The sequence below is a fragment of the Thioalkalivibrio sulfidiphilus genome (assembly GCF_000377945.1).
In the GTDB taxonomy this organism is placed as follows: domain Bacteria; phylum Pseudomonadota; class Gammaproteobacteria; order Ectothiorhodospirales; family Ectothiorhodospiraceae; genus Thioalkalivibrio_A; species Thioalkalivibrio_A sulfidiphilus_A.
The window spans coordinates 107,914-133,224 of the sequence record NZ_KB898921.1; the positions used below are offsets into that span (position 1 = coordinate 107,914).

At 60.2% G+C, this 25,311-nt stretch carries 26 protein-coding genes; 10 read left to right on the forward strand and 16 right to left on the reverse strand.

Annotation, left to right across the window (positions count from 1 at the left end):
* Positions 1-15: 15 nt before the first annotated feature.
* The 7 genes from D580_RS14955 to D580_RS0100555 form a co-directional block, all read right to left on the reverse strand.
* Positions 16-1,680, reverse strand: coding sequence for a hypothetical protein (locus D580_RS14955; protein WP_018952489.1), 1,665 nt, complete (start codon positions 1,678-1,680; stop codon positions 16-18).
* Positions 1,677-2,483 (reverse strand): PriCT-2 domain-containing protein, encoded by an 807-nt coding sequence (locus D580_RS0100530; RefSeq protein WP_018952490.1) that lies wholly within the window; start codon positions 2,481-2,483, stop codon positions 1,677-1,679. Before D580_RS0100530 ends, D580_RS14955 begins: the two co-directional genes overlap by 4 nt.
* Positions 2,480-2,626 (reverse strand): hypothetical protein, encoded by a 147-nt coding sequence (locus D580_RS16485; RefSeq protein ID WP_018952491.1) that lies wholly within the window; start codon positions 2,624-2,626, stop codon positions 2,480-2,482. Before D580_RS16485 ends, D580_RS0100530 begins: the two co-directional genes overlap by 4 nt.
* On the reverse strand, positions 2,626-2,838 hold the full coding sequence (locus D580_RS0100540) for a helix-turn-helix transcriptional regulator (RefSeq protein ID WP_018952492.1): 213 nt from the start codon (positions 2,836-2,838) through the stop codon (positions 2,626-2,628). Before D580_RS0100540 ends, D580_RS16485 begins: the two co-directional genes overlap by 1 nt.
* Positions 2,839-2,944: 106 nt before the next feature.
* Entirely contained in the window at positions 2,945-3,613 is a 669-nt protein-coding gene (locus D580_RS0100545) for a hypothetical protein (RefSeq protein WP_018952493.1), read from the reverse strand.
* 4 nt (positions 3,614-3,617) lie between these two features.
* On the reverse strand, positions 3,618-4,361 hold the full coding sequence (locus D580_RS16930; RefSeq protein ID WP_018952494.1) for a JAB domain-containing protein: 744 nt from the start codon (positions 4,359-4,361) through the stop codon (positions 3,618-3,620).
* A gap of 62 nt (positions 4,362-4,423) precedes the next feature.
* Positions 4,424-5,686 carry a tyrosine-type recombinase/integrase gene (locus D580_RS0100555; protein ID WP_018952495.1) on the reverse strand — a complete coding sequence of 421 codons (1,263 nt, stop codon included), beginning with the start codon at positions 5,684-5,686 and terminating at the stop codon, positions 4,424-4,426.
* Positions 5,687-6,343: 657 nt separating this feature from the next.
* Here D580_RS0100555 and D580_RS15950 point away from each other — a divergent pair.
* Positions 6,344-6,583, forward strand: a complete 240-nt coding sequence (locus tag D580_RS15950) for a DUF1902 domain-containing protein (RefSeq protein ID WP_081617199.1) — start codon at positions 6,344-6,346, stop codon at positions 6,581-6,583.
* On the forward strand, positions 6,584-6,781 hold the full coding sequence (locus tag D580_RS15955; protein WP_081617200.1) for a type II toxin-antitoxin system HicA family toxin: 198 nt from the start codon (positions 6,584-6,586) through the stop codon (positions 6,779-6,781).
* 259 nt (positions 6,782-7,040) lie between these two features.
* Here the strand turns inward: D580_RS15955 and D580_RS0100560 are convergent, their stop codons facing one another.
* Positions 7,041-8,063, reverse strand: a complete 1,023-nt coding sequence (locus tag D580_RS0100560; RefSeq protein WP_018952496.1) for an IS5 family transposase — start codon at positions 8,061-8,063, stop codon at positions 7,041-7,043.
* Positions 8,064-8,325: 262 nt separating this feature from the next.
* On the opposite strand from D580_RS0100560, the gene D580_RS0100565 reads away from it, so the two are divergent.
* The 4 genes from D580_RS0100565 (at position 8,326) to D580_RS0100580 (ending at position 10,472) form a co-directional block, all read left to right on the forward strand.
* The gene (locus D580_RS0100565) at positions 8,326-8,994 is read left to right on the forward strand and encodes an SOS response-associated peptidase (protein ID WP_026289562.1); all 669 of its coding nucleotides are present in this window, start codon (positions 8,326-8,328) and stop codon (positions 8,992-8,994) included.
* A 109-nt stretch (positions 8,995-9,103) separates the two neighbouring features.
* The gene (locus D580_RS14965) at positions 9,104-9,406 is read left to right on the forward strand and encodes a cytochrome c (RefSeq protein WP_018952498.1); all 303 of its coding nucleotides are present in this window, start codon (positions 9,104-9,106) and stop codon (positions 9,404-9,406) included.
* A 105-nt stretch (positions 9,407-9,511) separates the two neighbouring features.
* Complete coding sequence (locus D580_RS0100575; RefSeq protein ID WP_018952499.1) at positions 9,512-10,000, forward strand: Hsp20/alpha crystallin family protein; 489 nt, start codon at positions 9,512-9,514, stop codon at positions 9,998-10,000.
* A 124-nt stretch (positions 10,001-10,124) separates the two neighbouring features.
* Positions 10,125-10,472 (forward strand): PilZ domain-containing protein, encoded by a 348-nt coding sequence (locus tag D580_RS0100580; protein ID WP_026289563.1) that lies wholly within the window; start codon positions 10,125-10,127, stop codon positions 10,470-10,472.
* A 35-nt stretch (positions 10,473-10,507) separates the two neighbouring features.
* Here D580_RS0100580 and D580_RS14970 read toward each other — a convergent pair whose 3' ends face one another.
* Positions 10,508-11,275 (reverse strand): CheR family methyltransferase, encoded by a 768-nt coding sequence (locus D580_RS14970; RefSeq protein ID WP_018952501.1) that lies wholly within the window; start codon positions 11,273-11,275, stop codon positions 10,508-10,510.
* Between the two features lie 320 nt (positions 11,276-11,595).
* Here D580_RS14970 and D580_RS0100590 point away from each other — a divergent pair, with 320 nt between their 5' ends.
* A complete protein-coding gene (locus tag D580_RS0100590) occupies positions 11,596-11,916 on the forward strand; it encodes a hypothetical protein (protein ID WP_018952502.1) in 321 nt (106 codons plus the stop codon).
* Between the two features lie 49 nt (positions 11,917-11,965).
* On the opposite strand, the gene D580_RS0100595 is transcribed toward D580_RS0100590, so the two are convergent.
* On the reverse strand, positions 11,966-13,597 hold the full coding sequence (locus D580_RS0100595; RefSeq protein WP_155999609.1) for a methyl-accepting chemotaxis protein: 1,632 nt from the start codon (positions 13,595-13,597) through the stop codon (positions 11,966-11,968).
* Between the two features lie 815 nt (positions 13,598-14,412).
* Between D580_RS0100595 and D580_RS15770 the strand changes: the two genes are divergently transcribed.
* From D580_RS15770 to D580_RS0100610, 3 genes are all read left to right on the forward strand, one after another.
* Positions 14,413-17,625, forward strand: coding sequence for an EAL domain-containing protein (locus D580_RS15770; RefSeq protein ID WP_018952504.1), 3,213 nt, complete (start codon positions 14,413-14,415; stop codon positions 17,623-17,625).
* A gap of 22 nt (positions 17,626-17,647) precedes the next feature.
* Positions 17,648-18,319 (forward strand): monofunctional biosynthetic peptidoglycan transglycosylase, encoded by a 672-nt coding sequence (gene mtgA, locus D580_RS0100605; RefSeq protein ID WP_026289564.1) that lies wholly within the window; start codon positions 17,648-17,650, stop codon positions 18,317-18,319.
* 69 nt (positions 18,320-18,388) lie between these two features.
* On the forward strand, positions 18,389-18,655 hold the full coding sequence (locus D580_RS0100610) for a hypothetical protein (protein WP_018952506.1): 267 nt from the start codon (positions 18,389-18,391) through the stop codon (positions 18,653-18,655).
* Between the two features lie 24 nt (positions 18,656-18,679).
* On the opposite strand, the gene D580_RS15775 is transcribed toward D580_RS0100610, so the two are convergent.
* The 6 genes from D580_RS15775 to D580_RS0100645 all read right to left on the reverse strand — a co-directional run bounded on the left by D580_RS15775 (position 18,680) and on the right by D580_RS0100645 (position 24,996).
* On the reverse strand, positions 18,680-19,540 hold the full coding sequence (locus D580_RS15775; RefSeq protein WP_051081729.1) for an alpha/beta fold hydrolase: 861 nt from the start codon (positions 19,538-19,540) through the stop codon (positions 18,680-18,682).
* Between the two features lie 139 nt (positions 19,541-19,679).
* Positions 19,680-20,348, reverse strand: coding sequence for a zinc ribbon-containing protein (locus D580_RS0100620; protein WP_196799708.1), 669 nt, complete (start codon positions 20,346-20,348; stop codon positions 19,680-19,682).
* Between the two features lie 239 nt (positions 20,349-20,587).
* Positions 20,588-21,391, reverse strand: a complete 804-nt coding sequence (locus tag D580_RS0100625) for a phosphate/phosphite/phosphonate ABC transporter substrate-binding protein (RefSeq protein WP_038042919.1) — start codon at positions 21,389-21,391, stop codon at positions 20,588-20,590.
* Between the two features lie 208 nt (positions 21,392-21,599).
* A complete protein-coding gene (locus tag D580_RS0100630; protein WP_026289565.1) occupies positions 21,600-22,601 on the reverse strand; it encodes an MBL fold metallo-hydrolase in 1,002 nt (333 codons plus the stop codon).
* Between the two features lie 380 nt (positions 22,602-22,981).
* On the reverse strand, positions 22,982-23,290 hold the full coding sequence (locus D580_RS0100635; protein ID WP_026289566.1) for a helix-turn-helix domain-containing protein: 309 nt from the start codon (positions 23,288-23,290) through the stop codon (positions 22,982-22,984).
* A 653-nt stretch (positions 23,291-23,943) separates the two neighbouring features.
* On the reverse strand, positions 23,944-24,996 hold the full coding sequence (locus tag D580_RS0100645; RefSeq protein WP_026289567.1) for a thioredoxin family protein: 1,053 nt from the start codon (positions 24,994-24,996) through the stop codon (positions 23,944-23,946).
* Positions 24,997-25,311 lie beyond the last annotated feature (315 nt).

A 25,311-nucleotide genomic window follows, 5' to 3' on the forward strand; every position in this document is an offset into this window, starting at 1 on the left:
AGAGAGGGAAAGGCATCACACAGTAACGACACGCCACCCGGCCACCTTGGCGGGGCCGTAGCGGGCCTCGCTCTGCAACTGCAGCCCGTCTGCTATCCGACCCCGGTACCGACGTAGCGCGTAGCCTAGCCGCCTGGCGTCTACTCGATCCCCGCAAACCTGGCGGACGGCATCATGGAGAGCCGGGTGATCGTAGGCATAGCCGTCGCCTGCATATCGGGGGGCGCCCCGAGCTGCATCGTCGATGATGTCGGCCGCCGTCACAGTACGGTCGCCATAGGTTTCTGCCATCGCGGTGAGCAGCGCCACCATTGCGGCGCGGTCCGGATCATCGTTCCTGATGTCGGCCGTAGGCCCTAGCGGATCGTCAAGGCCGGCCCACACCAACGGACGGCGTACGAGGCGATCCCAGTCGTGGAATCCACCCAGCGGGGACACGGGGACGACGGGACAGCCTGCACGGTGGTAGGCGACGGTCACGGTTATCGCTGCGGCTATGAGCTCCGACCGGCTGTGCAGGAGATCGGCCAGAATGTCACCCTCGTACTCGCGGGTCTCGGGGCGCTCCAGCTTCGCGTCAATGCGGATCATCATGACCCGCCGAGTCAAGTCGCCGCGAATCACCAGGTTGTTGCCGGTTGCTGCCAGCGCCGTGCGTGAGGGCACTCGTACAGGTGTAGACGTGCCGAGGGGCCGTATCGACAGCCACGGCTGCGTGATCGCCTGGCATAGCAGCTCATCCCCGAGAGGGGTCTCTACATTGTCCGCGACCAGCGGGCTATCCCCCGCGAGCAAGCCCGCGGCTAGGCGCTTGCCGGCCTCGGTTGGGTCCCGGCCCAGGGATACCACCGCCGCACGGCGCCCGGTCGCAATGATCGACCCAGCATCAACGAGGAGTGACTTGCCGGTTCCCGGTGTCGGGGCGGTCACACAGGCCATGGGGACGGCATCGACCGACCGTGCATACAACATCGTCATGATCATCGCCACGGCTGCAGAGAGGTCACCGCTATCCACATACGGCCACGAACTAACAGCAGCAGCCAGCGCGCGCGCAGATTCCACGGCATTTTCATGGGTGGGTGTTGAGATGAGCTCAACCTGCGGAGAACCAGGCACCAGGTAGAGCCCAGTCGCCTCGTCGTAACCCGGGGCAGTGATGGGGGTGCCGTCCGCGCGCACGGTCGGTGCTTCGATGTAGCCTATAAGCTCGCGAAGTGACCACCGCCCGCGATCGATCAGGGCGGCGGCCACGGCCACGGGACAGTCCACTGGGCGCATTGCCTGAGCTCGGGCATCATATCGCAGCCACTGCGCGGCACGGGTCAGGACTTCCCGGAGGTGGATCGGTGTCACGGGCACCAAGCGCGGCGCACCTTCGATGCGTCTTACAGAGCTGCGGCGTCGCGATGGATCCGTGTGACCGATCGCCACCAGGCGGCCACCCGACTGATAGATGTCGCAGCCCTCTGCGAGGAGCGCATCTTCTGCAGCATCCACAATGGCCGGGAGCTCTCCGGACTTGATCTCGATGACAGGGCGTTTGCGCTCTCCCGGATCTTTGCCGCGGGGCACGTCGAGGTCCACCGTCTGGCCGATGATTTCCGGTTGGTCACGGTAATCGTTCACGTCCTTCTGGCCTTCTGGGCCTTTCGGTAACTGAACACGGCGGACGGTCATGCGGCATCCTCGATGATCAGGATCTCGCACGGACAGAAGTACACGTCCACGGCGTGAGCCACGGGCTCCATGCGGCCCTTGCCGAACGCGGCAGCGGCAACGGCGTTGCCGCGGTGCCACCCGAAAACAAAGGTGACCGCGTCTGCCCAGCCCTCCACCACGGCCCACGGGATGTTCGGGTCCTTGGTGTTGCCAAGGATCAGGCAGCCCTGACTCTTTGAACCAAAGGACTGCTTGGCGCCGGCGGTGTTGATGCACTCCACGCCAACCAGTACGCCGGAGAGGGTTCGCACGGGGATCACCAGGCAATCCGCATCGCGTCCAACCAGGCGCCCGGTGACCCGACCACGCCCAGCGCCTGCGGCATGGGTGATGCCCTTCTTTTGGGCATAGGGGTGTGAGGCCACAGCACGGTCGTCCCGGTTCACGCTCGCCCACAGCTCATGAGCGTATGCCTGCGTCGGTGACGGCTCGGCTGATATCGGTGTCGGTATTTTGGGTGTTGTGGGGCGCCGGTTAAGGGTGAGCGGCCGGTCAGGCTGCCAGCCGTTTTCCCGGGCCATGTGGACCAGAGTGCCAATGGTGATGGGGCCGTCCTTGATGCTGCGCCACACGTCCCTGGCGGCCCTGGCGTCGTAGTTATCGGCGGTCTGGCTCCAGCTATCCCAGATCCCAAAGCCATCGTTGCCCAGCTCAGCCTTGACGGCCATGGCCATGCGGACCCAGGTCTCGCGGTCATGCGCGTCCACGAAACTCAGCATGGCCCGGATCTCGTCTGCCTGGAGATGTTGTGCCGAGCTCATTTCTGCCGTCTGTTCGGCCTGGGCGGCTGGAGCCCGGTCTCGTCGCAGAGGATCTCCATCGCAGCGGCCATCACCACGTTCGTGAGGGTGGCGGCGAGGCGGTTCACGGCGTCGCTATGATGGCCCCAATAATCTACACTCATCAGGCCGCCTCCTGTTCACGCACAGGGATGACCTTACGGCCCTCAAGCCAAGCGTCCACGTCTCGCTTGCGGTAGAGCACGCGATGGCCAGCTTTGATATATGGGGGGCCCTTGCCCTCGTTTCGCCAGCGGATCAGGGTGCGGGGGGAAGTGTGGATATATTCCGACGTCTCGTCAGTTTCGGCCAGGTAGTCTCGCGGCTTGTCGTGCATGTGATCGCCTCCTATGTCACCTGGAGGCACAATGCCACAACAATAGCGGCGCACCTTGGATAATGGCGGATAATTTTATGGGGCGGTCAGATCCGCCATAATTTGATTAGCGCCGAAGCGTGTCGGCCACCTCCTGAGGCGATATGTCGGCGCACAAGAGGATCGATGCGATGCGGGCGACAATCTTGTTGTTTCCATAGCCGGTCCGTATGTCGTCCGTACTCTCGCGGGGCACCCATTCTGAAGGCAAGCGCTTGCGGATATCCTCGTCATCCCAGATCCATTCAGCCCGCTGGTTCACGATGTAGTGAACTCGTCGGATGATGAAGCGCTTCAGATTTCGCGACTCGCGGCCAGCTGGTACGGCATCACCCACCATCCAAGATAGATCATCCTGTTCGGCGTCCCGAATTCCCGCTACCAATGCGCGCAGATGGCTCTCAAGGGTGCATTCGACGGGTGATTCCTGATCTTCGGGCAACTCCAGGACGCGGTATGCGTCAGAGAGTCCCGAGTCTTTCAAGGCGTCGGCAAGCTTTTCGGCAGCGGCTGCGATCTTTGCCTTGCGTTTCTGAAATTCTGGCCAATTCACAAGGCGAAGCCAGTACTCAATGAGCGAAAAAGCGGCGTCGCTTCCCAATCCTGGGGGCACGCCGGCCGCATCGAGACGTCGCTCGGCCTCATCCATGAAAAGCCACCACTCGCGCCGGGCGCCAGCCTCCCTTGAGCGCGCGAGTAGCCCATTGAGGCGGTCTCGATATTCCGTATCGTTCATCTGCCTACACCTCCCTGCAGCCGAATAGTTCGGCCTCTGCAAGCCCAAGGGCAGCACAGACCCGCTCTCTCTGCTTGCGCTGTGTCGGCATGCTCCGGCCGCTCAGGTAATGCTCGGCGGTCTCTTTGCCGCAGACCCCCATCTCGACCAGGTATTGCACCTGGTGCTGGTGCTCCCTGTGGCCGCGCGCGATCAGGAGCGCAATCAGCCGGCCCATGAAGGCGTGGCGGGCGGTCCGCCTGGCATCCTCGGGGTCCGGGCGCCAGGGCTCTAGGCCCAGCCTCTTCATGGAGACGAACCCCTCCTCCCCAAGCACCAGGTGATCGAGCAGTCGCACCTCGATCAACTCCAGAACGTCCCGGATCTTCGCAGTAATCCACTCATCAGCCCGGCTCGGTTGCGGATCTCCCGAGGGGTGATTGTGGGCGAGCAGCATGGCGGCGGCGTTGTGGCGCAGCGCAGCCCGGGCCACCTCGCGCGGGTGAACGGTGGCGGTGTTGATGGTGCCGAGGCTCAGGGTCTCAGGGGCGATCAGTCGGTGCTTGTTGTCCAGGAACAAGCAGACGAACACTTCCCGTTCTTCAGCCCCGATGTGCAGCCGGGCCAGGGTGGCGGCATCCTCAGGGCAGGTGATCGCCTGTCCCGGGTGCCTGAGTCGTCGCTTGAGGATCGCCAGGGCCTCATCGATGGTGGCCCTTTCCTGGTGCGTCTCGCGGCGCCGGGCTTTGGTAGAATGGGCAACAGCCATGATTGATCTCCTATGCAGATCGGTTGTGGTTTGCGCAGGATTTGCCAGCCAGCTGGCGCACCCTACGCCTGCCGCAATGGCACGACGTTGTCATCCACCGTCCTGCCCTCAATGATGCGATGCAGGCGGCGCTCCCAGGCCTCCAGGGCGGTGCGTTTCTCCAGGTCGTAGCGGTGCAGATCGTAGACGGCGGCAATGCCTTTGCGGGTGTGCCCGATGGTGGCTTCTGCGACAGTCTCGGAGACCCCAAGAGCGGCCAATCCGGTGCGGCAGGTGCGACGCAGGTCATGGGGTGTCCAGTGCCCACCCTCAGGCTTGTTCTGGTTGCCCAGGGCCTCGACAAAGCGCCCCACAGCCCGACCCAGGGCGGCAGTGGTCACCGGGGTCCCGGGTCTTGCTTCGAAGACAAATCCAGCGGCCCGCTTGCGGCGTTTGGCAAGCCGCTGCCCCTCTGCCCTCGCCTGCTTCAATATCTCAAGTGCGGTGGTAGTCAGCGGGACGGTATGTGACGTGTCGGTTTTGCCGCGCCTGCTGGCTGGGATGGTCCAGAGGTTCCCATCCACCTCGCTCCAGCTCATGCCGGCCACCTCGCCAGGGCGTTGACCGGTGATCAGAATCAGCTTAAGCGCCAGGGCGGTCAGGCGGTGCAGTCCGCAGGTTTCGGCATGGGTCCAGAAGTCCAGAATTTCCTGATTGCTCAGCACCCGGGCGCGGGACTTGGGTGTCATGGCCTTTGCCACCTTGCGGGGCTTGATGGTGGCGACGGGGTTGGCCTCGATAATCTCCCGATCCTCGGCCCAAGCGAATAACCCCTTCGTGTAAGTCAGCAGGAGAGCGGCCTGGCGGGGATACTTGTGAGCCAGCGTCTCGAGTACCTCAATCACGTCTCTGCGGCGAACGTCTTTCAGCTTCATTTTCCCCAGCGGGGGGACAAGGTAGCGCTCCAGGGTGGCGCGGATCGCCGGGCCGGACTTGAGCTTGTCCACGTGGGCAGCGAAGTATCGCGACAGGGCATCTGATAGCGTCGGCTCATCCCGGTCGGCGCGGCGCTCCTCGAGTATGTCGTGCCCGGCGTCAATCTGTTTCCGGAAGTCATGGGCCTGCTTCCGGGCTGCGGCCAGACTCCAGGGCTTGGGCCACTGGCCAATTGTCAGCAGCCGGTCGCGTCCGTTCACGTTGTAGCGCAGAAGGAAGGTCACGGTCCCGGCAGAGGTGATACGGACCCCAAAGCCTCGGGGCGCATCGCGGTGATCGTCAAAGATGATGCGCTTGCCCTTCGCTGGCGGCTCCAGGCGCCTCAGCAATGTATCTGTCAGGGTCGGCATGGGTCAGTCCTCGGTAAATGACCTTCTGTCATTCGGTCTCCGGTTTGATTCCGGGTCACAGAATAGTCACAGTATAGGACTGTATTTCATGGCATACAATGTCACTTTACGTCACCGAAAAAGTGGACGTAACTACCTGACTCAAAATCGTTATTTCTGAGAACAGCCAGATGTGACAAGGATTCCGGGGTCACACCCTGACGCGACTGTTAATCACTAGGTCGGCGGTTCGAGCCCGTCCCGGGGAGCCAAACATGAGAAGGCCTCGACAAGATCCTGTCGGGGCCTTTTTGTTTATACGGCTCCGATGGACTCACACCGCCTTCGGCGGCTGATCCGCGCCATCCCTGGCGCGGCCCCTTCGGGCGCGCTGCACGCGTCCAAATCTGCTCCCGGCAGATTTGTCGAACCCGTCCCGGGGAGCCAAAACCTGCCGCAAGGCGGGTTTTCGTTGGGTCACAGAATAGCCACAGCCGTGGGTAAGGGTTATGCCCGCTAGCCTCTGGCAGGCCTGCTACACTCTCCAGCGGGCCGCCTTCGCCCCGTTAAGTGGCACCATTCCGCGATAGCCGGCCATGAAATTATTGCTTCTCAACTTGCCCCATCCCCATAATTGTCTAGACGTTTTTGGTCAGTGAACTAATCGAGGCTCGTGACATGTCAGCTATTCGCGTCAATGCCCTGTGGGATCCGGAAGCAAAGGTGTGGACCGCAGAAAGTGATGACGTGCCCGGTCTCGTGACTGAAGCACACACTGTTGAAGCCCTGACTGAGAAGTTGCGCATTCTCATCCCTGAACTGTTAGAAGCCAATGGGATTACCCCGCAAACCGACGACCATGAATTGCCGTTTGACGTGGTCGCGCAACGGCACGAAAGCGTTCGATTGGTGTCATGAATGGGCGGCAGCCTCACGCCCGACCTCAAGCGGATACTGCGTGACGCCGGATGTGTATTTGTCCGGCAGGGGAAAGGGGATCACGAAATTTGGTACAGCCCTAAAACGAACCGTAATTTCCCGATCGATTCTAAAATTCTATCTCGCAACACTGCCAACGCGGTATTGAAGCAAGCGGGTCTCCCCAAGCAGTTCTAAGTGGTTCGTGCTCTTACCTTTCGCACAGGCAGAAGAAGCCCGGCGCTTGACCGGGTAACCGCGAGGATGATCCCTTAAATATCGCTTTCGGAGAATTATGGGAACCTCTAAAAATCACAATTTTCCCGGCGCACGGTGACAGATGATAGCGATCAGACAATAAGGCGCATTTGGCTCAGAGATTCGATGCATCATGATGATGGCCACCTCATCGATTCAACGCTCGCTTCATGGCATCTTGCTTGGCCCCACCAGCCGTTCATGCCGCTCCCGTCGCTTCCAGCCATGCCCATCGTCGCAGGTTGTAGGTCATATTCGTCATCGCAATCTTCACCCGTGCTCGCGCAAGCCCGATCGTTCGCACCAGTTTGCCGCCCATCGCCGCCTGTGCGCCAAAGACATGTTCAACCCGAGCGCGCACCTGCGCCCGTCTCCGGTTCGCCGCCTTTTGCCGTCCGGTCAGCGGCTTTTGCGACGTCCCCTTCGTTTGGATGTGGCTGCGATGCCCCGGCTCCCGAAGGTGGATTTCTCGCTCTGCCGATCGATAGGCCGAGTCGGCCCAGATGTCGCCGCTCGTATTGGTATCGTCCAGCAGCACGTCGAAGACCTGGCTGTCGTGGGTGGCCGCATCCGTCACTTCGAAGTGCCGCACCAGCTTGTGCTTGCGGTCGATACTGATGTGGTTCTTGTAGCCGTAGTAGCTCTTGCCGTGCTTCTTCGTCCAGCGGGCCTCGACATCCTTCTGGCGCAACATGGCGGGTTTGTCCTTCCAACCTTCAGGAACCTCGCCGCGCCTGATCGCCTCGTTCTCCTCCCGGCTGTTGCGTTGGCGGGGCGCCGCAACAATGCTGGCATCCACGATCTGGCCCTGCTTCGGAATGAAGCCCGCCGCTTCGATCTGGGCCATCAGCTCGGCGAATAGTTCGTCCATCAGGTCCAGTTCCTTCAGATGCTCCCGGAACAGCCAGACGGTGCGGGCATCAGGAACCTTGCCCTCGGGCGTCAGCCCCAGAAAGCGGCAGAAGGAGTAGCGATCGCGAATCTGGTACTCCACCTGTTCGTCTGCCAGGTTGTAAAAGTGCTGCAGAACCAGGACCTTGAACATCAGGACCACGTCGTAACCCTTGCGTCCGGCATTGCTTTTGCGCTCCTTCTCGCGGACGCGCTGCAGGATCGGCCGAAAGCCCTCCCAGTCGGCCACCGCATTGAGCTTCGGAAGCGGATCGCCCAGCTTCTCCAGGAGTTGGTAGCGGTCATCGAGATCGAAAAAGCCGGGTTGCATCGTTCTCTCCAGGGGCGTCACGGGTTGCTACTAATGATGCCAGACGAGCCGATTTTTAGAAGTGCCCTTATTTGTCTCCGAGCCCTATTGTCGAGTCCGTCCCGGTGAACCACACAAGAGAAGGCCTCGACAGATCCTGTCGGGGCCTTTTTTTTGCAGTCTCTCCAGCGCTACTCCGGGGACCTGCTGCCTCTGCAGCCGGGTCAGAGGAATCCCGGCTTGTCCCTCGGCACCGCATCCCCGGCCTGCTATGGTCATGCTCATGTGCGGGCGTTTTGCTTCCAGAACCGATGCGGCCATCGAGCACGCCTTTGGCGTGACCGAGAGCCACTGGGCCGACTGGTCCAGCTTCAACGTCGCCCCCTCCATGGCCGTGCCCGTGGTGCGCGAGCATGAGGGCGTGCGGCAAGGCGTGATGCTGCGCTGGGGCCTGATCCCCTTCTGGGCCAGGGGCGAGCCGCCCAAATACAGCACCATCAACGCCCGGGCCGAGGGTATCGATACGGCGGCCAGCTACCGGGGTCCCTGGCGGCGCGGCCAGCGCTGCGTCATCCCTGCCCTCGGCTTCTATGAATGGAAGGGCGAAGGCAAGGGCAAGCAGCCTTTCTACATCCGCTTGGCGGGCGGCGAGCCCTTCGGGTTATTGGGGCTCTGGGACTGCTCCGTCGGGCCGGATGGTAAGGTGGTGGAGTCGGTCACCATCATCACCGTGCCGGCCAATCCCCTGGTGGCCGACATCCATGCCAAGGGTCGGATGCCGGCCATGGCGCTGGCTTCCCGATGCCCGGCCTGGCTGCAAGCCGGCCCCGAGGATGCCCGGGCCATGCTGCTACCCTTCCCCGCGGATCAGATGGATGCCTATCCGGTGAGCACACGGGTCAATTCGCCCAGGAACGATGGGCCTGATCTGGTCGAACCGATCGTCCCCTGAGCAGGCGGCCTCTGCGCGTCGCCTCATCGGGTCTTTACGCATCGACTATATTCATCAGTGAAATCCTGCCACGCAGTTTGCCACTGCCAACCAGGAGGCACGGAGCCCCATGAATGTCATGCCATCCCGCCGCCCCTTGAGGCTGGCTTCCCTGCTGATCTGCCTGTCACTGACGTCCCTGCAGGCGGGTGGTCAGGATTTCGACCCCGGCCGGGCCCTGTACGAAAACCACTGTCAGCAATGCCATGCCGGCTGGGTGCACACCCGGGAGGGTCGCAAGGTCACCCGCCTGGATGACCTGCACGCCCGCGTGGGGGCCTGGAGCGTTCATGCCGGCCTGCACTGGACCAGCGAGGAGATCGACGCGGTCACCCGGTATGTGAACCGGCGTTTCTACCAGCTCACGGAGTAAGACCCACCGGGCCGCTCGTGCCGGCGTCCATCCGTGCGGCAGTGGCGGCAGGGGTGCTTGTGGATCGATCAACAACGTGAAATCTGCATAGAGGAGGCAACATCAATGGCCAAAGACAGCAACAAAAAGAAGGAGATGGAAACGGTCACCCCGTCTCGCTCTCTGAGTCCTTTCCAGGACATGGAACGGTGGTTTGAGGAATCCTTCCCCAGGGCCTGGATGCAGCGCTGGGGATGGCCCATGGGAGAACGGATGTCGCGCGTGTTCGAGGGTCTGTCACCCAGGGTCAACGTGATCGATCGTGATGAGGAAATCGTCGTCCGTGCCGAGGTCCCCGGTGTCAAGAAGGAGGATCTGGATATCAGCGTGACCGAGAATGCGGTCACCATTAAGGGCAGCACGAAGCGAGAGGAAGAAGAGGAGAAAGGCGACTACTATCGCCGCGAGATCGAAACGGGGGCCTTTGCGCGAACGGTGGGACTGCCGGGGATGGTGGACATCGAAAAGACGAAGGCCACGTTCGAGAACGGCGTGTTGCAACTCACCTTGCCCAAGGTGAGCAAGGCCAAGCGCAGGCAGATCAAGGTGGAGTGAGCAACAGCTCCCCGGTTGCGGATGCCCGGCAATCGGGGAGTAGTCTTTAATACCGGTGACACGACCAGCGCCCCGATTTCGGGCCGTTGCATCCCATCACGGCCCGGGCGTCCGGGAGGTGTGTGTGAAAAAACGAGAGGGTGCACGCAGACCTGTAGACATCCACGCCATGATCGAACCGCTCACCGAGCGGCTCTCCGATCCTGTGCAAGGCCGGATCAGGGATATCAGCCTGAGCGGTGTGTACGTGGAGATGCCGACCGAGGCTGTGGCTAAGTACACCAGGCTGCGGCTCAGTCTCGGTTCCGGGAGCGAAAGCCCCGGCCCGACACGCAACTGGCAATGCTACGTGGTCCGAACCACGGGTGACGGCGTCGGCTGCATGTTCGATGATTCCGATCCCGGCAACATCGACGGCCTGCTGGAGATCCTGCGCGACCTGTCTGCGGGCAGGTCCCTGGACCCCGGCTGACCGGACAGCACCACAGGGCGCGGCCTGGCCGTCGTTCAGGCCTTTCGATACAGGCCCAGGCGTTGCGAGATGACCTGAAACGGCGGCCCGCCCTCCGGCAGGCATTCATGCACTCCCAGCAGCAGGACACCGCCGGGAACGAGCCGATCATGGAGCGCCCCCGCCACGTGCTTTTGCAGTGCCTGATCGAAATAGGTGAAGGCCAGGTTCCGGCAGCAGACCAGGTCGAAGCCGCCCTCCTCCAGCGGCTCGCGCAGGTCATGGAGTCGGAAGCGAACCGCCTCCCTGTATGCGGGCCTGAGACAGTAGCCTTCGTCGCGGCGAACAAAGGCCTCGGAAAGCCAGTGGGGTGGCAGGTTCTTCACGACGCTCCAGTCGTAGCAGGCGCGATCCGCCCGCGACAGCAGGTCGGGATCGGCGTCCGTGGCCAGGATGTCCACGCCGAGACCCGGGAAGCGCTCAGCCAGCGCGATTCGCCAGCCCATGGCCAGGCTGAAGGGTTCCTCTCCCGAGGCGCAGCCGGCGCACCAGATGCGCAGCCTCGTGGCATGGCGTTGCAGGGCCGCCCGGGCAAGCGCTGGCAGCACCTCCTCCATGAGGGTGTGAAAGACCTGCCGGTCACGGTAGAAGCGGGTGATGGTGATGCGGCACAGCGCGTCCAGCTGTGCCCATTCTCTCGGGTGGGCTTCCAGATAAGCCTGGTAGACCTGCACGCCCGGGCACGAGAGTGCCGCCATGCGTCGCTGGATGCGCTTGCAGGCCTGCTTGCGCACGCGTCGAAAGCCCGCCCAGCGCAGCTTCAAACGAGGCAGTGCCCACTGAAGGAAGGCAACACACTCCGCGTCTTCCAAGCAAAGCCTCCTGCATTGCGATCAGATGCCCGGCAAGTCGTGTCAGGCAGGTTGGCGCCGGTGAGGGCTTCCAGACACCATCAGTGTAGCTGCACTTCCACTGCATGGCCCCGCTGAGGCACGACAGGGTACATCGCTTCGCGTGGTCTATCTGTTTGCCCTATGCTGTCCCGACATGCCCATTACCCGCCTTCGGGTTGGCTCGGGGGAAGACCGGTGGGTCCTTTCATTTCCACAGATCACTCAGAAGCTCACAGGAGTGCATTCCCGTCATGTCCAAGACATCGGAGCAATCCGAAATGCACGATGCCGAATTGCAGCCGGAATTACTCGATACGCCCGGCGGTGATTCGGTGCGGCTTCGCTTCGAGGGACCGTTCGAGGGGCGTTGGGTGCGCTGGGACGCGTGCTTTCTAGCCCTGGGGCGCGGTGCGGCGGGGGGCAATTACATCGAGGCGGGAGAAGATGCGCCCGATGGCATCCGGCTCAGGGTCGGGCTCGCGGTGGATTGCATCGACATGCCCAGCCTGCGCAATGCCATCATCATGATCCGACAGTACAAGCGCCTGCGGCGCGGGCGACACGAGTGGTAGTGTAATTGCTGTCCGAGTGCACGGATCGAACCTAAGCAGCGCATGGTGCTTAATTCTTTGCTTTGTAACCCAGGCGGAAACCACCCCAGTGCTTGCCATTGATATAGATGGGCGCTGACAGGTCGTGCATGACCTCTCCGGTGTCCCGTTTGTAGGTCTGTAGCAGGAAGGGCTTGGTGTTAGACCCACAACGGGAGCCGGTCCGGTCGCTGAAGATGCGCTTGGTTCGGTTGTTCACCAGGTCTGTCTGGTAATCCCCGGTCAGCGGCTTGGAATACTTCTTGTTGTGAGTGGGGAAGTAACCCTTGTCGTCCACGGCACCCGCATAGGCGACCTCCGGGAACCTCTCCAGTATCGGCTCCTGGATGGCCGGCAGCACCTGGTCGGTGAATTTGTCGAAGCGGGTCGAGACCTTCTGGGGATTGGTGTTGGGAATGGGTTGATAATTTCGGTCGAACAGGTCCGATTCGCTGATACGCCCCTCTCGGATACTGCGCTCGAACAGCTCCCCCACATCCCTTGCTGCATTGAGCACGATCCCGCGCATGCGACCATGCACCCCCTCCAGGGGAAAATCCGACAGGGCCTCGTGGACCGATTCGGCCATCTCAGCGAGCTTCAATGAGCGCTCGGAGATGTTCTGAACCTCCTGTTCCGTGGCCTTGAGATGGCTGCTTACGTTCTGTACCGCAGCGGTGATCTGGCTCACCTCATGGGTATTGCCCCGGGCGGCGCTTGCGATATGACCGATATGCGCCCCCACGGTGTCGGTCTCGTTGACAATGCGTTCAAGCACGTCATCCACGGACTCGATTCGTGCCCGTCCATTGTCGACCAGGGACAGGAGACTGTTCATGGTGGAAACCGCGTTGCCGACGTCACCGCTGATCTCCTCGGTGGTCGCGCGGATCTGCTGGGTGGCCTCCGCCGTGCGTTTCGCCAAGGTACGAACCTCATCGGCGACCACGGCAAACCCCCGGCCCTGCTCGCCGGCGCGGGCGGCTTCAATGGCCGCATTCAGGGCCAGCAGATTGGTTTGTTCCGCGATCCCGGAGATCACGGAGGAGATGCTCTGCACCTGCCGCGACTTGGTCTCCAGTTCGCCGATGATCCGGGCCGTGTTGTCGGCCTGGTCACTGGTGTGTCGCATCTGCGCCACTGCCCCTTCCACCGCCTTGCGCCCTTCCTGGGTGATGTCACGGGTCTTGTCGGCCAGTTCATTGGCCTGAGAGGAGAGTTGAGCCACTTCATCCACTGTGCGCGTGATGCGCTCACTGGCTTCGGCGATACGGTTGGCCTCTTCCGTCTGGGATTTGACCTTGTTCTTGAGTTGGTCTGCGGCGAAGGAGACTTCTGCGGCAGCGATGGCGATCTGGCTGCCGTTGTCCGACATGCGACGTGCCAGTTCGGCGCGGCCGCGGAGGGCCTTTACGATGGGCTCGAGTTCGGTACTGGGGATGGCTGTGGACGGATTGTCGATAGACTTTTCCAGGTCCAACAGGGTCTTGCGTAATGGAGACACACCCATCCAGTACAGGGATCCGATACCAACCAGGGCAGCCAGACCTGCCGCCAGAAAGACCGACAGGGTGCTGGGGAAGAGGACGTTGAGCAGGGCGGCCAGCAGCATGGCGGCCACCAGCGCGACGGCGGTGGCTATAAGGACGAAGTGTGTTTTCATCTGGTGTTCTACAAATTATTGATGAAATGGCCATTGCTGGCCCATGGCTTTTGCAGAGCGATATATCGGCAGCACCGCTTAAATCCTTAAGAATATCCCGTGATTTCCGGTCCGGAACCGAATGCAGCCGCTATCGGGTGTGGAACGGGCTATTGGGGCGGCGATCGGGATAACGGATCGAGCAAAAAAATAGTGTAAGAACAGAATTGTGTCAGTCAGATGACAAATTCTGGACGAGACGACAGGCGCGCTCCTCTTCTGGATGAACAGCGTCCAGTGCTATAGGCCAGCACACTCCTCAAGAGCCAGACTGGCGGTCGCAGTGGTAAGGGTGGCGAGATTTCCGGGCAGGCACCCCTGCCGGGGGTGGTTCAGCATACTGGAGCGTACAGGGCCAGGAGACGCTTAAGTATCGCCTGCGCATGCTCGATGGGCACAGAGAAATGCCCTCCCCCCTCCACAATGCCATGGGAATCCCCCACCAGATCGAAGGCGATCCGTCGTCCACCGGGGCGCGAAGGATCTGTGGCCCTTGCCATGAACCGCCGGCTCGTGTTTGATCGATATTACCCATGGACGAAGTGTTCGGATCCCGGGATGTCTAGTGGACTCTCCGTTGGTCGGGGGGCTTGGGACGGGCGGACAACGCGGAACAGCCCAAGAAACGATCATTGCACGCAACAGGCCAAGCCAACGTTACCAGGCCTGAAAGCACGGCACAGCAGACAGTGGCCTGAGTCGCGGGGCCGACCGTCATGATAATGACTATAGTTAAGTAAAAGACTCAGGCATATTGGGCATACCGGAATCACGAGATGCAATCAATCGACATCTTTCCGTGGCATCCGAGTCTCGAGACCGGGATCGACGCCATTGACGCCCAACAACGTCGTTTTGTCGAGTTGCTCAACAGGCTGGCGGGTGAGATCGCGATATCGCCCAGCAAGGCTACCCTGGTCCAGAATCTGGATGAACTCATCGATTACGCAGTTGGCCACTTCAAGACCGAAGAGGCATTGTGGCATGAGCACATCGCGGATGAATCTGCAGAACTCGCCCATCGCGACACCCATCGAGCCTTTCTGTCGGATCTGGCCCGTCTGCGAATCTCCCTTGAGGCCCCAGATACCGAGCGGGTGGCTGATGACCTACTGGAATACCTGGCGCGCTGGCTGGCATCCCACCGACTGACATCAGACCTTTACATGACCACACGCGTGCGGGCGCGGGAAGAAGGTCTATCGGCATCTGAAGCCCATGCCAGGGCAAATGAGCAACTGACCGGTGTCGACCGACGACTGATCAATGCCATCCAGGACTTATCTGTTAGTCGCGCGAGGAGCACCGTACTGCTTCGGCGTGAACGCGAGTCCCGTCACAAGCTTGATGAGGCACTCAAGCGCCAGCAGACCTATCGGGAATTCATCATTCGGCTGGCGGTTTCATTCGTTAACCTGCCGCTGGAGCGGCTCGACAGCGCGATCGAGGAAGCCCTTGCACAGATGTCGTCCTTCTTCGCAGCCGATCGCGCCTATGTCTTCCACTACGACTTCACGACACAAACCTCCAGCAATACCCATGAGTGGTGCGCCCCTGGCGTGCAACCCATGATCGATGAGCTGCAGGACTTGCCGATGACGCTTTCCCCTGAATGGATGAATGCACATCTTCAGGGCAAACCCATGATCATTCCGTCAGTGAGCGAGATGCCGGTGGGGCCAGTCAAGGAGCTTCTGAACTCCCAGGGAGTCCACAGCCTCCTCACCATCCCTCTGATGGATGGTGATCGCTGCCTGGGTTTCGTGGGCTTCGATTCGGTCCAGGAATGGCAAGACTTCGGACGCGACGAACGAGAAGTTCTTGAGCTGTTTGCCAATCTGATGGTCAGCCTCACCCAGAGGAAAGTGATGTCCGCGGCGCTACGCGACAAAACCGATGAACTGGCACTCGCCCATAATCGCTTGATGAGCATCCTGGACGGTGCCAATGCTGGTGTCTATGTGGCCGACATGCAGACCCATGAGGTTTTGTTCGTGAATGACCTGACTCGTCGGCTGTTGGGCAATGTGGTCGGCGAGACCTGTTGGAAGGTGATACAGGGAAAGACGAAAGGTCCTTGTGACTTCTGCACCAATCCCCGTCTGCTTGATACTGATGGACGCCCTACTCCACCGGTGGTCTGGGAACATTTCAATCCACAGCTGAATCGCTGGTTCCAGCTCCATGATCAGGCCATACCCTGGGACGATGGCCGCTACGTTCGTCTGGAGATCGCGCTCGATATCACCGATCAAAAGGTACTGGAACAATCATTACGAGACAGTGAGGAACGCTATAGGGTGCTGTTCGAGCAGTCTCGTGATGCATTGATGATCGTCGCGCCCCCAGACTGGCGTTTCCAGGCGGGTAATCGAGCCATGATCGAACTTTTCGGTGCGCGAGACCTGGACGAGTTGCTTTCCCTCACACCGATCGATCTGTCTCCCCCCTCCCAGCCCGATGGACGCCGGTCCGCTGAGCATGCCCTAGAACTGCTCGAGACCGCGATGCGAGAAGGCTCATGGCTCGGCGAGTGGGTACACCGTCGGCGGGATGGTCGAGACATCACCTGTACGGTGCTTCTTACGCGTACAGAAATCGGTGGGCATACCGTCATCCAGGGCACGGTCAGGGACATCACGCTTCAGAAGGAACAGCAGCGACAGCTTGAGCGCATTGCTCACTATGACACCTTGACGGGTCTTCCAAATCGCACATTACTGGCAGACCGAATGCAACAGGCCATGGTGAATGCCAAGAGGCATGATTCGATGATGGCAATTGCCTACCTTGATCTGGATGGATTCAAGGCCATCAATGATCGATATGGGCATGATGTCGGTGATCGTCTATTGGTCAAGGCCGCAACGCGTATGCGTCTCGCACTGCGCGAAACTGACACGCTGGCCCGCTTGGGCGGAGATGAGTTTGTGGCGGTGCTGGTCGATCTCACCGGACAGGATGACTGCGTACCAATGCTCAACCGTCTGCTGGATGCCGCCGCTGACGAGGTCACGGATAATGATTACTTGCTGCGGGTCTCAGCCAGCCTCGGAGTGACCTTCTATCCGCAGATGCAGCCCATCGATGCCGATCAGTTGTTGCGCCAGGCGGATCAGGCCATGTACCAGGCCAAACTCTCCGGAAAGAACTGTTATCACATCTTCGATGTCCTGCGCGACCAGGCAGTGCGCGGACATCATGAAAACATTGTGCGCATGGGTCTTGCAATCGAGGCGCAGGAGTTCTTGCTTCACTACCAGCCCAAGGTCAATATGCGCAGCGGCGAAGTGGTGGGTGTAGAAGCGCTGGTTCGATGGCAGCACCCGCAGCGCCAGCTGCTTCCACCGGCCGAGTTCCTGCCCGTGATTGAGGGGCATCCGCTAGAGATCACCCTGGGAAGCTGGGTTATCGAAACAGCTCTGAAGCAAATTGAGGCCTGGCGCAAGATCGGACTGGATCTTCCGGTGAGTGTAAACGTGAGTGCGCATCTGCTTCAGCATCCAGATTTTGTACTCACACTTGGCGAGATGCTTAGCAAACGCCCGGACATTCCTCCGCAGAAACTGGAGCTGGAGATTCTCGAGTCGTGCGCGTTGCAGGATCTTGAGCTGGTGACGCAGATCATCACTGACTGCCTATCGCTTGGTGTCGGTTTCGCGCTGGATGATTTCGGCACCGGGTATTCATCGCTTACCTATCTCAAGCGCCTTCCGGCACGCACCCTGAAGATCGATCGCAGTTTTGTGAATGACATGCTGAACGATCCGGAGGGCCTTGCCATGTTGGAAGGTGTACTCGGCCTTGCCCGGGCCTTTCAGCGACTTCCGGTCGCTGAGGGCGTCGAGAGCTTTGCACAGGGTGAAACGCTGCTGGATCTCGGCTGCGAACTGGCTCAAGGCTTCTGCATTGCTCGTCCTATGCCGGCAGCGGATGTTCCCTCATGGATTGCACGATGGCGCGCACCTGACGTCTGGCGAGACCGCTAACCGCATGTACTGACCGGCATCCATGCGCAGACTTCTACTGATCATCCTCCTGTTCCCGGTCTTCTTCTATGTCTTGTGCGTGGCAGCACTAGGTGATCTCCGCTTCCTTCCGCCCCCAATCACTGGGATTCAAGTCCAGCGGGTGGTTGAGCAGACCTTCAGCGAGGACCCGGTGGTATGGGAATACCGCTGGCGGCGCGCCGAGCAGATCTCCCCTCACCTCCCCCGGGCCGTGGTGGCGGCCGAGGACGCGCGCTTCTTCCTGCACCGGGGTTTCGACTGGGAGGAGTTTCACAAGGCCCGGGAAACGGCCCGGGAAACGGCCAGGGACGAAGGGCAGTCCATGCGCGGCGCCTCCACCCTCACCAAGCAGCTGATCAAGAATCTGTTATTCACCACCCACCGAAATCCGGTGCGCAAGGTCTACGAGTGGGCGCTGACCCCGGCTGCTGAGTTCATCCTGTGCAAGGACAGGATCCTGGAGCTGTACGTCAACGTGGTGGAATTCGGACCCGGCATCTATGGTGCTGAGGCGGCCGCGCGCCACCACTACGGCATCACCGCCGCCGACCTGTCCCGTCATCAGGCCATGGGCCTGGCCGCGGTCCTGCCCGCACCGCTGACGCGCAGGCCCCAAGCCATGGGCTGGTATACGGAGATCATCAAGGAGCGCATGCAGCAGCTGGGGTGGTGAGGTGGACTTGGCCATCTTGACCTACGGCTGGGCCTGCTTCACTCGGATAACGACGGGGAACGGGACGGTGTGGAGAACATCGATTTCGTCGTCGATGCCATCCGGCGCCAGGGCAAGGATTTCCTCCTGGACGTGATCGGCTCCAAAGAGGAAGGCCTGAAGCAGATCTTCTCCAGCGCCTCGGAGCACTCCTCGCTAATCGTGGAGTACGTGCAGCGTTTCGGGGATTTCGAAGGGTTTTTTGCAAAACACAATGTGGCGGAGCTGACCCGTGCTACAGGTGTCGAGGAGACACTGCAGTTGCTTGATGCTGAAACCGGTGTGAAGAGGACGTGAGGATGAGTTCCCTGCGGGGTTCATTCAGTCTCGAGTGGTGGCTATCCGTGTGCGGTCCAACATCTGGCTCATGATGTCATCCATGAGATCTATGGGCAGGGAGAAATGCCCAGCCCCCTCTGCCACATGGAGCGTTGCCTGAGGAATCTTATGTGCATACCAGTGCGCCATTCCTGTGGGGGTGACCGGATCAGCGGTTCCCTGCCAAATATCGGTTCGCATGACAGGGGCCATGTCGACTTCTTCTCCAGTAAAACTCGCCAACAGCCTCAGTTCAAGGGCAGCACCGACACCACCTTGGCGCAAACCCTCGCGCAGGCTCTGTTCGATCAGTGAGCGCACTTCCCGATTCCGCAACAGGCGGGCGTCGGCAGGCGGATGAAATCGTGCCACCATCCGCAGCAGCAGGCCGGGCCAGTGTCTCGGCACGGGCGCGACCAGGTGGCGGAACACCGACAGTCCGAGAGATGGTACGGCATGCATGAGGCGAAGACCCAGGCGCACGAATGGACTCATGCCCCGCATCACACCCGGCACGTTGACCGGCGAGATGGGGCAGACCAGGCTCAAGGCATTGATGCGGTCCGGTAGTCTTGATGCCAACAGGTAGGCGTAGGGGGCGCCACCTGAGACGCCGATGACCGGACATCGCTCGATCTCCAGGTGATCAAGTAACGCCTCGGCGTCTGACACCCAGTCCGTCAGCTTTCTCTCTGGGTCATGGGTGGAACGTCCCATGCCGGGTCGATCGGCGGCGATGAAGTAAAACCCATGGGTCTGAGCTGCCGCCTCTGCCAGTCGTGCCTCCAGACGGCAGGTGGGAAAACCATGGCAGTAGAGCACCGGGTCACCTGCCAAATCACCAATCAGTTCATAGGCGATCATGCGACCATCGGGACGTGGCAGCATGCCTGAGGCGTGCTCGGCTGCTTCAGTGGGCAAATCGGTATCGTCGATCAGTTCCGTGAACCGGGTGTCGGTGACCCATGTCTTTGGCCTTCATCGATCACCGATCCCGAACTCATCAGAAACGGCGGAAGCGTGTCTGGTAGCAATTCCCGCAGGGCCTGAGATGCGCGGTATTGGCGATCTCCTGGCGCGTGTGGCAGTTTGCGCACAGATAACCGCCTGGTGGAACAACTTCTCCGGCGTGGTAGGTCCGGTATTGATCCACCTTATCAGAGACCCACTTTCGTACATCGTCGACTGAGGCTCGTGCGGTATGCAGTAGCACCTGTCCACGTTCCTGCCACCTGCCAAGCACCAGTTCCTGTTTCTCATGATGCTCCCGGTGCTCATGCGCCCAGTTGGCGACATCCTTGCGAAACGTGTTGGCAACCTTGCCAACTACGGCTGGATCGTAACCTTCTGCATCGGCCATCTGCGCTGCAACAGCGTCGATCACTGACATGACAGCACCAGCATCGCTGGGGATGTCTCCCGAAAATCGGTCTGCGACTGACCATCGCAAGTGTCTGTCAGCTTCGTACTCCGCCCAACGACGTTCTGCCGAGACGGTCTTCACGTTCGCATCGACCTCGGCCTCGGACTGCAACCAGTCACTGACCGTATCTCCTGGACCGAAGGCACGATCTTTTGCCCGGAACCAGGCCCCTGCGGAGATCATCCGGGTCCGGTCCTCTTCTGAGACCTCGGGGAGATCCGTGTTCTCATTGCGATCATGATCAGACATTGTCGAGCGCTCCATTACAGACCAAGGCTTATGAGACCCCAATTATCCTGTAGGTCATGTGACATCCCTGTTACAGAACGGATTGGAAATAGGGAGCAAGGGTGAAATCGGTGCGGTGAGAAAAGATGCTGTCCATCAATTCTGCATCAAGGGCCGAACTCGGACGTTTTTCAAGTGTTTCGCCTGTTCGTGGCGGTCCTGTTCTTGAAGACGTGACCACAAAGGCTGGGTAGAAGGAGCTAGTACCCCCAGACACCTTCTAGCATCGTCTCAATGCCTTGATAGGTGCCGTTATCGGCCGGCTCGAGATTGGGCACATTCAGAGCCTCCAGCATGGCCCGTCCGGTCGATGAGTTTTGGGCATTCAGCATCGCCTGGCGGATGCGTTCGCGCAGCTCTGGGCTGACCCTGCTGCTCACTGAGATCCCCGGCGCCGGGAGCTGTTCGGTGGTGTAAACCGGCACAAGATCGGGGAAATTCGCCATCAGACTCGTAGGCAGCATGGCCCCGACTGTGCGCTTGTCCATGGCCGACTGCGCGGCTTCGACATGGGTATCCACCGGGACGATGTGTGGCTGACGTACCGAGTCTGGGAATAGATTGATGAGGCCCAGGGCACCTAGGGCCGGGGATGGCTGCGACGCGACCCGTCGTCCGATCAGTTCTGACGGGTCCAGGATGCCAAAGTCCACGTGGGACGCCAGGGTGAAGCTCAGGACATCTGGCAGTTTGGCCACCACGGTGTAATCCATCCTGGCGGCACGGTAGGCGGTAAAAGCCGGCGCGTCGATCACGATGTCGTAACCCTCGAGACGCATCAACTGCCAGTGGGCCAGGATGTTGACGCTCGTCTCCAGCCTGATCTCCCTGCCCGTGGCCTGAGCCAGGTAAGCAAGCAAGGGCTCATAGGCCTGGGCCGCCTGTTGCTGAGACAGGCCCAATGCCACCGCCAGGGTCAGCTCATCTGATTTGACGGCGCTCCCGGTCAGCAGGAAAAACAACAACATGCTGCGGAAAGAGGTTGCTATGAACCTGCTCGGCATGATCAAAGGCACCTCTCGTCTGTGACCAATTCGATTGTATCTCAACCAGGTAATGTGCTTGGCGACTAATGAGAATCATTTGTCGCCGAATCCATACCAGTGGTCGTCGGGAAAGTGACGGAGGGATTGGAAGGGAAAAGGTGACGGAGGGTAAAAAAACCTTAACCCTCCGTCACCTCTGACTTGAGCCGTGTCTGCGGTGAACTGCTTAGAACAGCGCCGCTTCCACCTGCAGGTAGATGTGGGAGACGGACTCGCCGAGACTGTCGCTCATGCCGGGATAGATGGCCTCGAAATCCGCCATCTGCTCGCGGGCCTGAGCGGCGATCTCATGATCCATCATGCCGGCGTTGTAGCCCTCTTCCACGATATCCCACAGGGTCTGGAAGTAGTTGCGCATGTTCTGCAGGGCCTCGATGCCACCGGCCGGACCGTGACCGGGCAGCACCACTTCAGGCTCCAGGGCAAGCATCTCATCGAGCATGGCGATCCAGCCCTGCACATTGGAATCGAAGGTGGCCGGACCGCGCTCCGTGTAGACCACATCAGCCGCCAGCAGCACCCGCTGTGCGGGCAGCCACAGGGCGATATCGCCGGGGGCATGGGCACGCTCGCTGCGCAGCAGATAGGCCTCCATATCGGCAAACTGGTGGCTGCCGGATTCGGTCACTGCATCGCGCGCCGGCACCAGGTCGAAGTCACCGATGGCCCCGTCGGTCATGTTGTAGAAACGGCTCAGCCACTCGGCACCCTGCTCCTTCATCATTGCGATGGTGATGTCGGAGGCGATGATCTGCTCGGGCTCGTCAGCCATGAAGGCGCTGTTGCCCAGCCAGTGATCGCCATGTACGTGGCTGTTGATGATCCAGCGCACCGGCTGATCGGTGACGGTGCGGATCTGGTCTCGCAGGGCCGCGCCGATGCCCTCGGAAGAGCCGGTATCAAACATCAACACCCCGTCGCCGGTGACGACAAAGGCGGTGTTGGAATTCCAGCCCAGGTTGTCCGCGCTGGGGAAACCGCGGGCAGGTGAGACGATGGCATAGACTCCATCGGCCAGCTGTTCGAGCTTCATGCCGAAGGGATTGTCGGCCACCTCTGCCGTTTCCGTGGCGGCCTGCTGCTGAACGGGCGGCTGGCCTTCACCGGAACAGGCGCTCAGCCACAGGGCGGTGCTTGCCAATACCAGGGAAGGAATAATGTATTTCATGACAGCTCCAGTGCAGTTTCTTAACTTGAATGGATCGTTCAATGGGTCTTGGGTAGTTGATGTGGTTTCCGTTCCCTTTGTCCAGGTCATTTCGTACGCGTTCAGCGTAACCCTGAATCTCTGGGTGCGTGAACTGGGTGCAACGATAAGCTGATCCGGGGTCTGTCCGGCTAGCAAAAGGGGGCGGAGGGATGAGAGTTTAATCCCTCCACCCCCTCGAACTGTCTTTCCCGGTACTTGCTGCTGCTTACAAGGGCGTTAATTGTACTGAAATTGCGCACCTAAGGCCGGATTTCGACTGTTTATTGGGGAATAATCTTTTATAAACATGAGCTTGCCGAGGTCCGACCCCGCTATAGTTTATTCCTGCATTCCTGGAATTATGCGTCTGCGACCTCACGAAGAACCTCTGGATGGCGAGACACAATCTTAAGAAGGGTTGCAGCCGCACCAGACGGCTGCCGGCGCCCTTGCTCCCATTGCTGAAGCGTGCGGGACGAAATGTGCAGGGCGGCAGCAAACTGCGCCTGCGAAAGGCCCGACTTGAGGCGCGCCGCAACCACGTCATTGGCCTCAACGCTGTACTTGGCGCCGTGCTTTCCGTTCTTGACGTCACGAATGGCCTGCAGCAGCTCTTCCCCGATGTTACGGTTTGAATCACGCGCTGAAATGGACTTTTTGCTAGTCATGATCAAGTTCCTCCGCGATTTGGCGCAATACATGCGATGCAATATTGTCCTTCGCGCTCTTGGAATAGATTGTGAGCAGCACTACTGTGCCGCGTTTGAGGCGCACGGTGTGGATGACTCGTACACCGCCGCGCTAGCCCATCCCGGGGCGAGTCCACCGGATCTTGCGACACCCACCGGAGCCGGGGATCAAGTCGCCAGCTTCGGGGTTGCCCGCCAGATGGGTGGTGAACTCGCCGTGCTCCTCAACCGACCAGTAGTCAGGCCAGAGCTTGCTAAAGAGTGGCGACTCAATGATGGTCAGCATTGGCACGAATGTACGCCATTGGCGTATAGATCGTCAAGCAGCAAAAAGTAAAAGGGGGCGGAAAAAGTAAAAGGGGTCGGTGACTAATGAAAATCATTTGTCACCGACCCCTTTTACGGTCTGATGGAAACGGATGGCAGCCCTTATCAAGCGCTTCATCCCCAGTGTTCGCGTAATACACCCATACCCGAATCAGCGGCTTTGTGTGTGACTCGATGTAGGAGCCGTATGCGTTAGTAGCGCACGTACGGATCTGTGCCGGGGGCCTGTTGAGCAAGAGAAAACCTCTGAAAAACAGGGCTCTACGGCGACTTATTCATCCCGGTTCCCCGGGACATTGCGCGCTTCAATCCATCAGGTTGACCTCGATGCCCTGATCCCGCAACTCGTAGGCGCGTGCATCCAGATAGCGTTGCAGTTCCGGTTGCTCCCGGTAGGCGCCGCTCAGGACATAATGCATGACACCCTGCACGTGAAAGGTCCGGAAGTATCCCTCGGTACGGATCACCTCGCCATCCTCGGGATGCATGTACACCAGGGTAGGCGTGAAGATGACGTTCATCTCACGGGCCCATTCCCTGGCCTCCATCCTTTTTCCTGAGGGGGTCGTGACAGGGTCACGGGACCAGATGTTCACGTGGGCGATGTTGAACTGATCCAGCAGTTCATTGCTGTGATCGCGGGCGAGGATGTCCAGGTGAAGTTCGTCGCAGGCGGTGCACTGCTCCTGTTCGAAGAACACCAGCAACGGCCGATCACTGCCCTTCATCACTTCGGAGAGATCAAAGGGCGGCGTCATCCAGCCCTCGCGCACGTGCAGCTTGCCCGAAGCCGGTTCTTCACCCACCTTGGCAAGGTATTCCGGGAAGCTCATGTCGTTCTCCCGGCGCTGTCCAATGTAGTCCAGTGCCACCCTGAATCGATGCGGGGGAAAGTAGCCATTGATTCGCGCCACCACCTCGCCGGATTCGTCAAACATCAGCAACGTGGGCGTGTACTGCACGCGCACACTACGGGCGAAATCCGCCTCGGTCATATCCGTACCATCGAGCCCCGTCACCTCGCGCGCGCCCCACATGTTGAGGGCCACCACGTCGAAGTATTCACGCGTCTTCTCGACGATGTCCTGCTGCGCGAAGTTGTCGCGGATCAGGCGTTCACAATAGGGGCAGCCATCCTGATAGAAATAGATCATTAGACGTCTGCCTTCGGCAGCGGCGTCCTCGATGTCCTCACGGATATCCAGAAAGGTGTCTCGAAACCAGTAAGGTGGCTCCACCCATCCTGGGTTCACCATGCCGGGAAGCAACGTTGCCTCGGCACGCGACTGTGCGCTGGCAGTGCTCCAGGCCATCAGAAGCATCAGGGTGACGATGAGAGAGAAGATAGCCGACTTCATGTTCCGCCTTCCTTATCGAGAGACGGACCGTCGGTCGCCGGAAGCGTTGTGGACGGGTCCGCCCGAGTGGGTCGTGCATCGGACATGTCATAAATCGACATGATGCCATCATAAATATCAGACGCACCGTGTACATGCAAAGTTTCAATCAGATGAAAGGTGACAGCTGACAGCGCCATTGATGCATTGCACCATCGTCTGCGCTGGGGCGTTTACCCGCTGTTGACTGTAGCGGACGTCCCTGCCGTCGAAACTCGATCCGACGCCCCAGGATCTGTTCCACCTCGTCGACGAAACGTCCGTTTCCGGTCAATT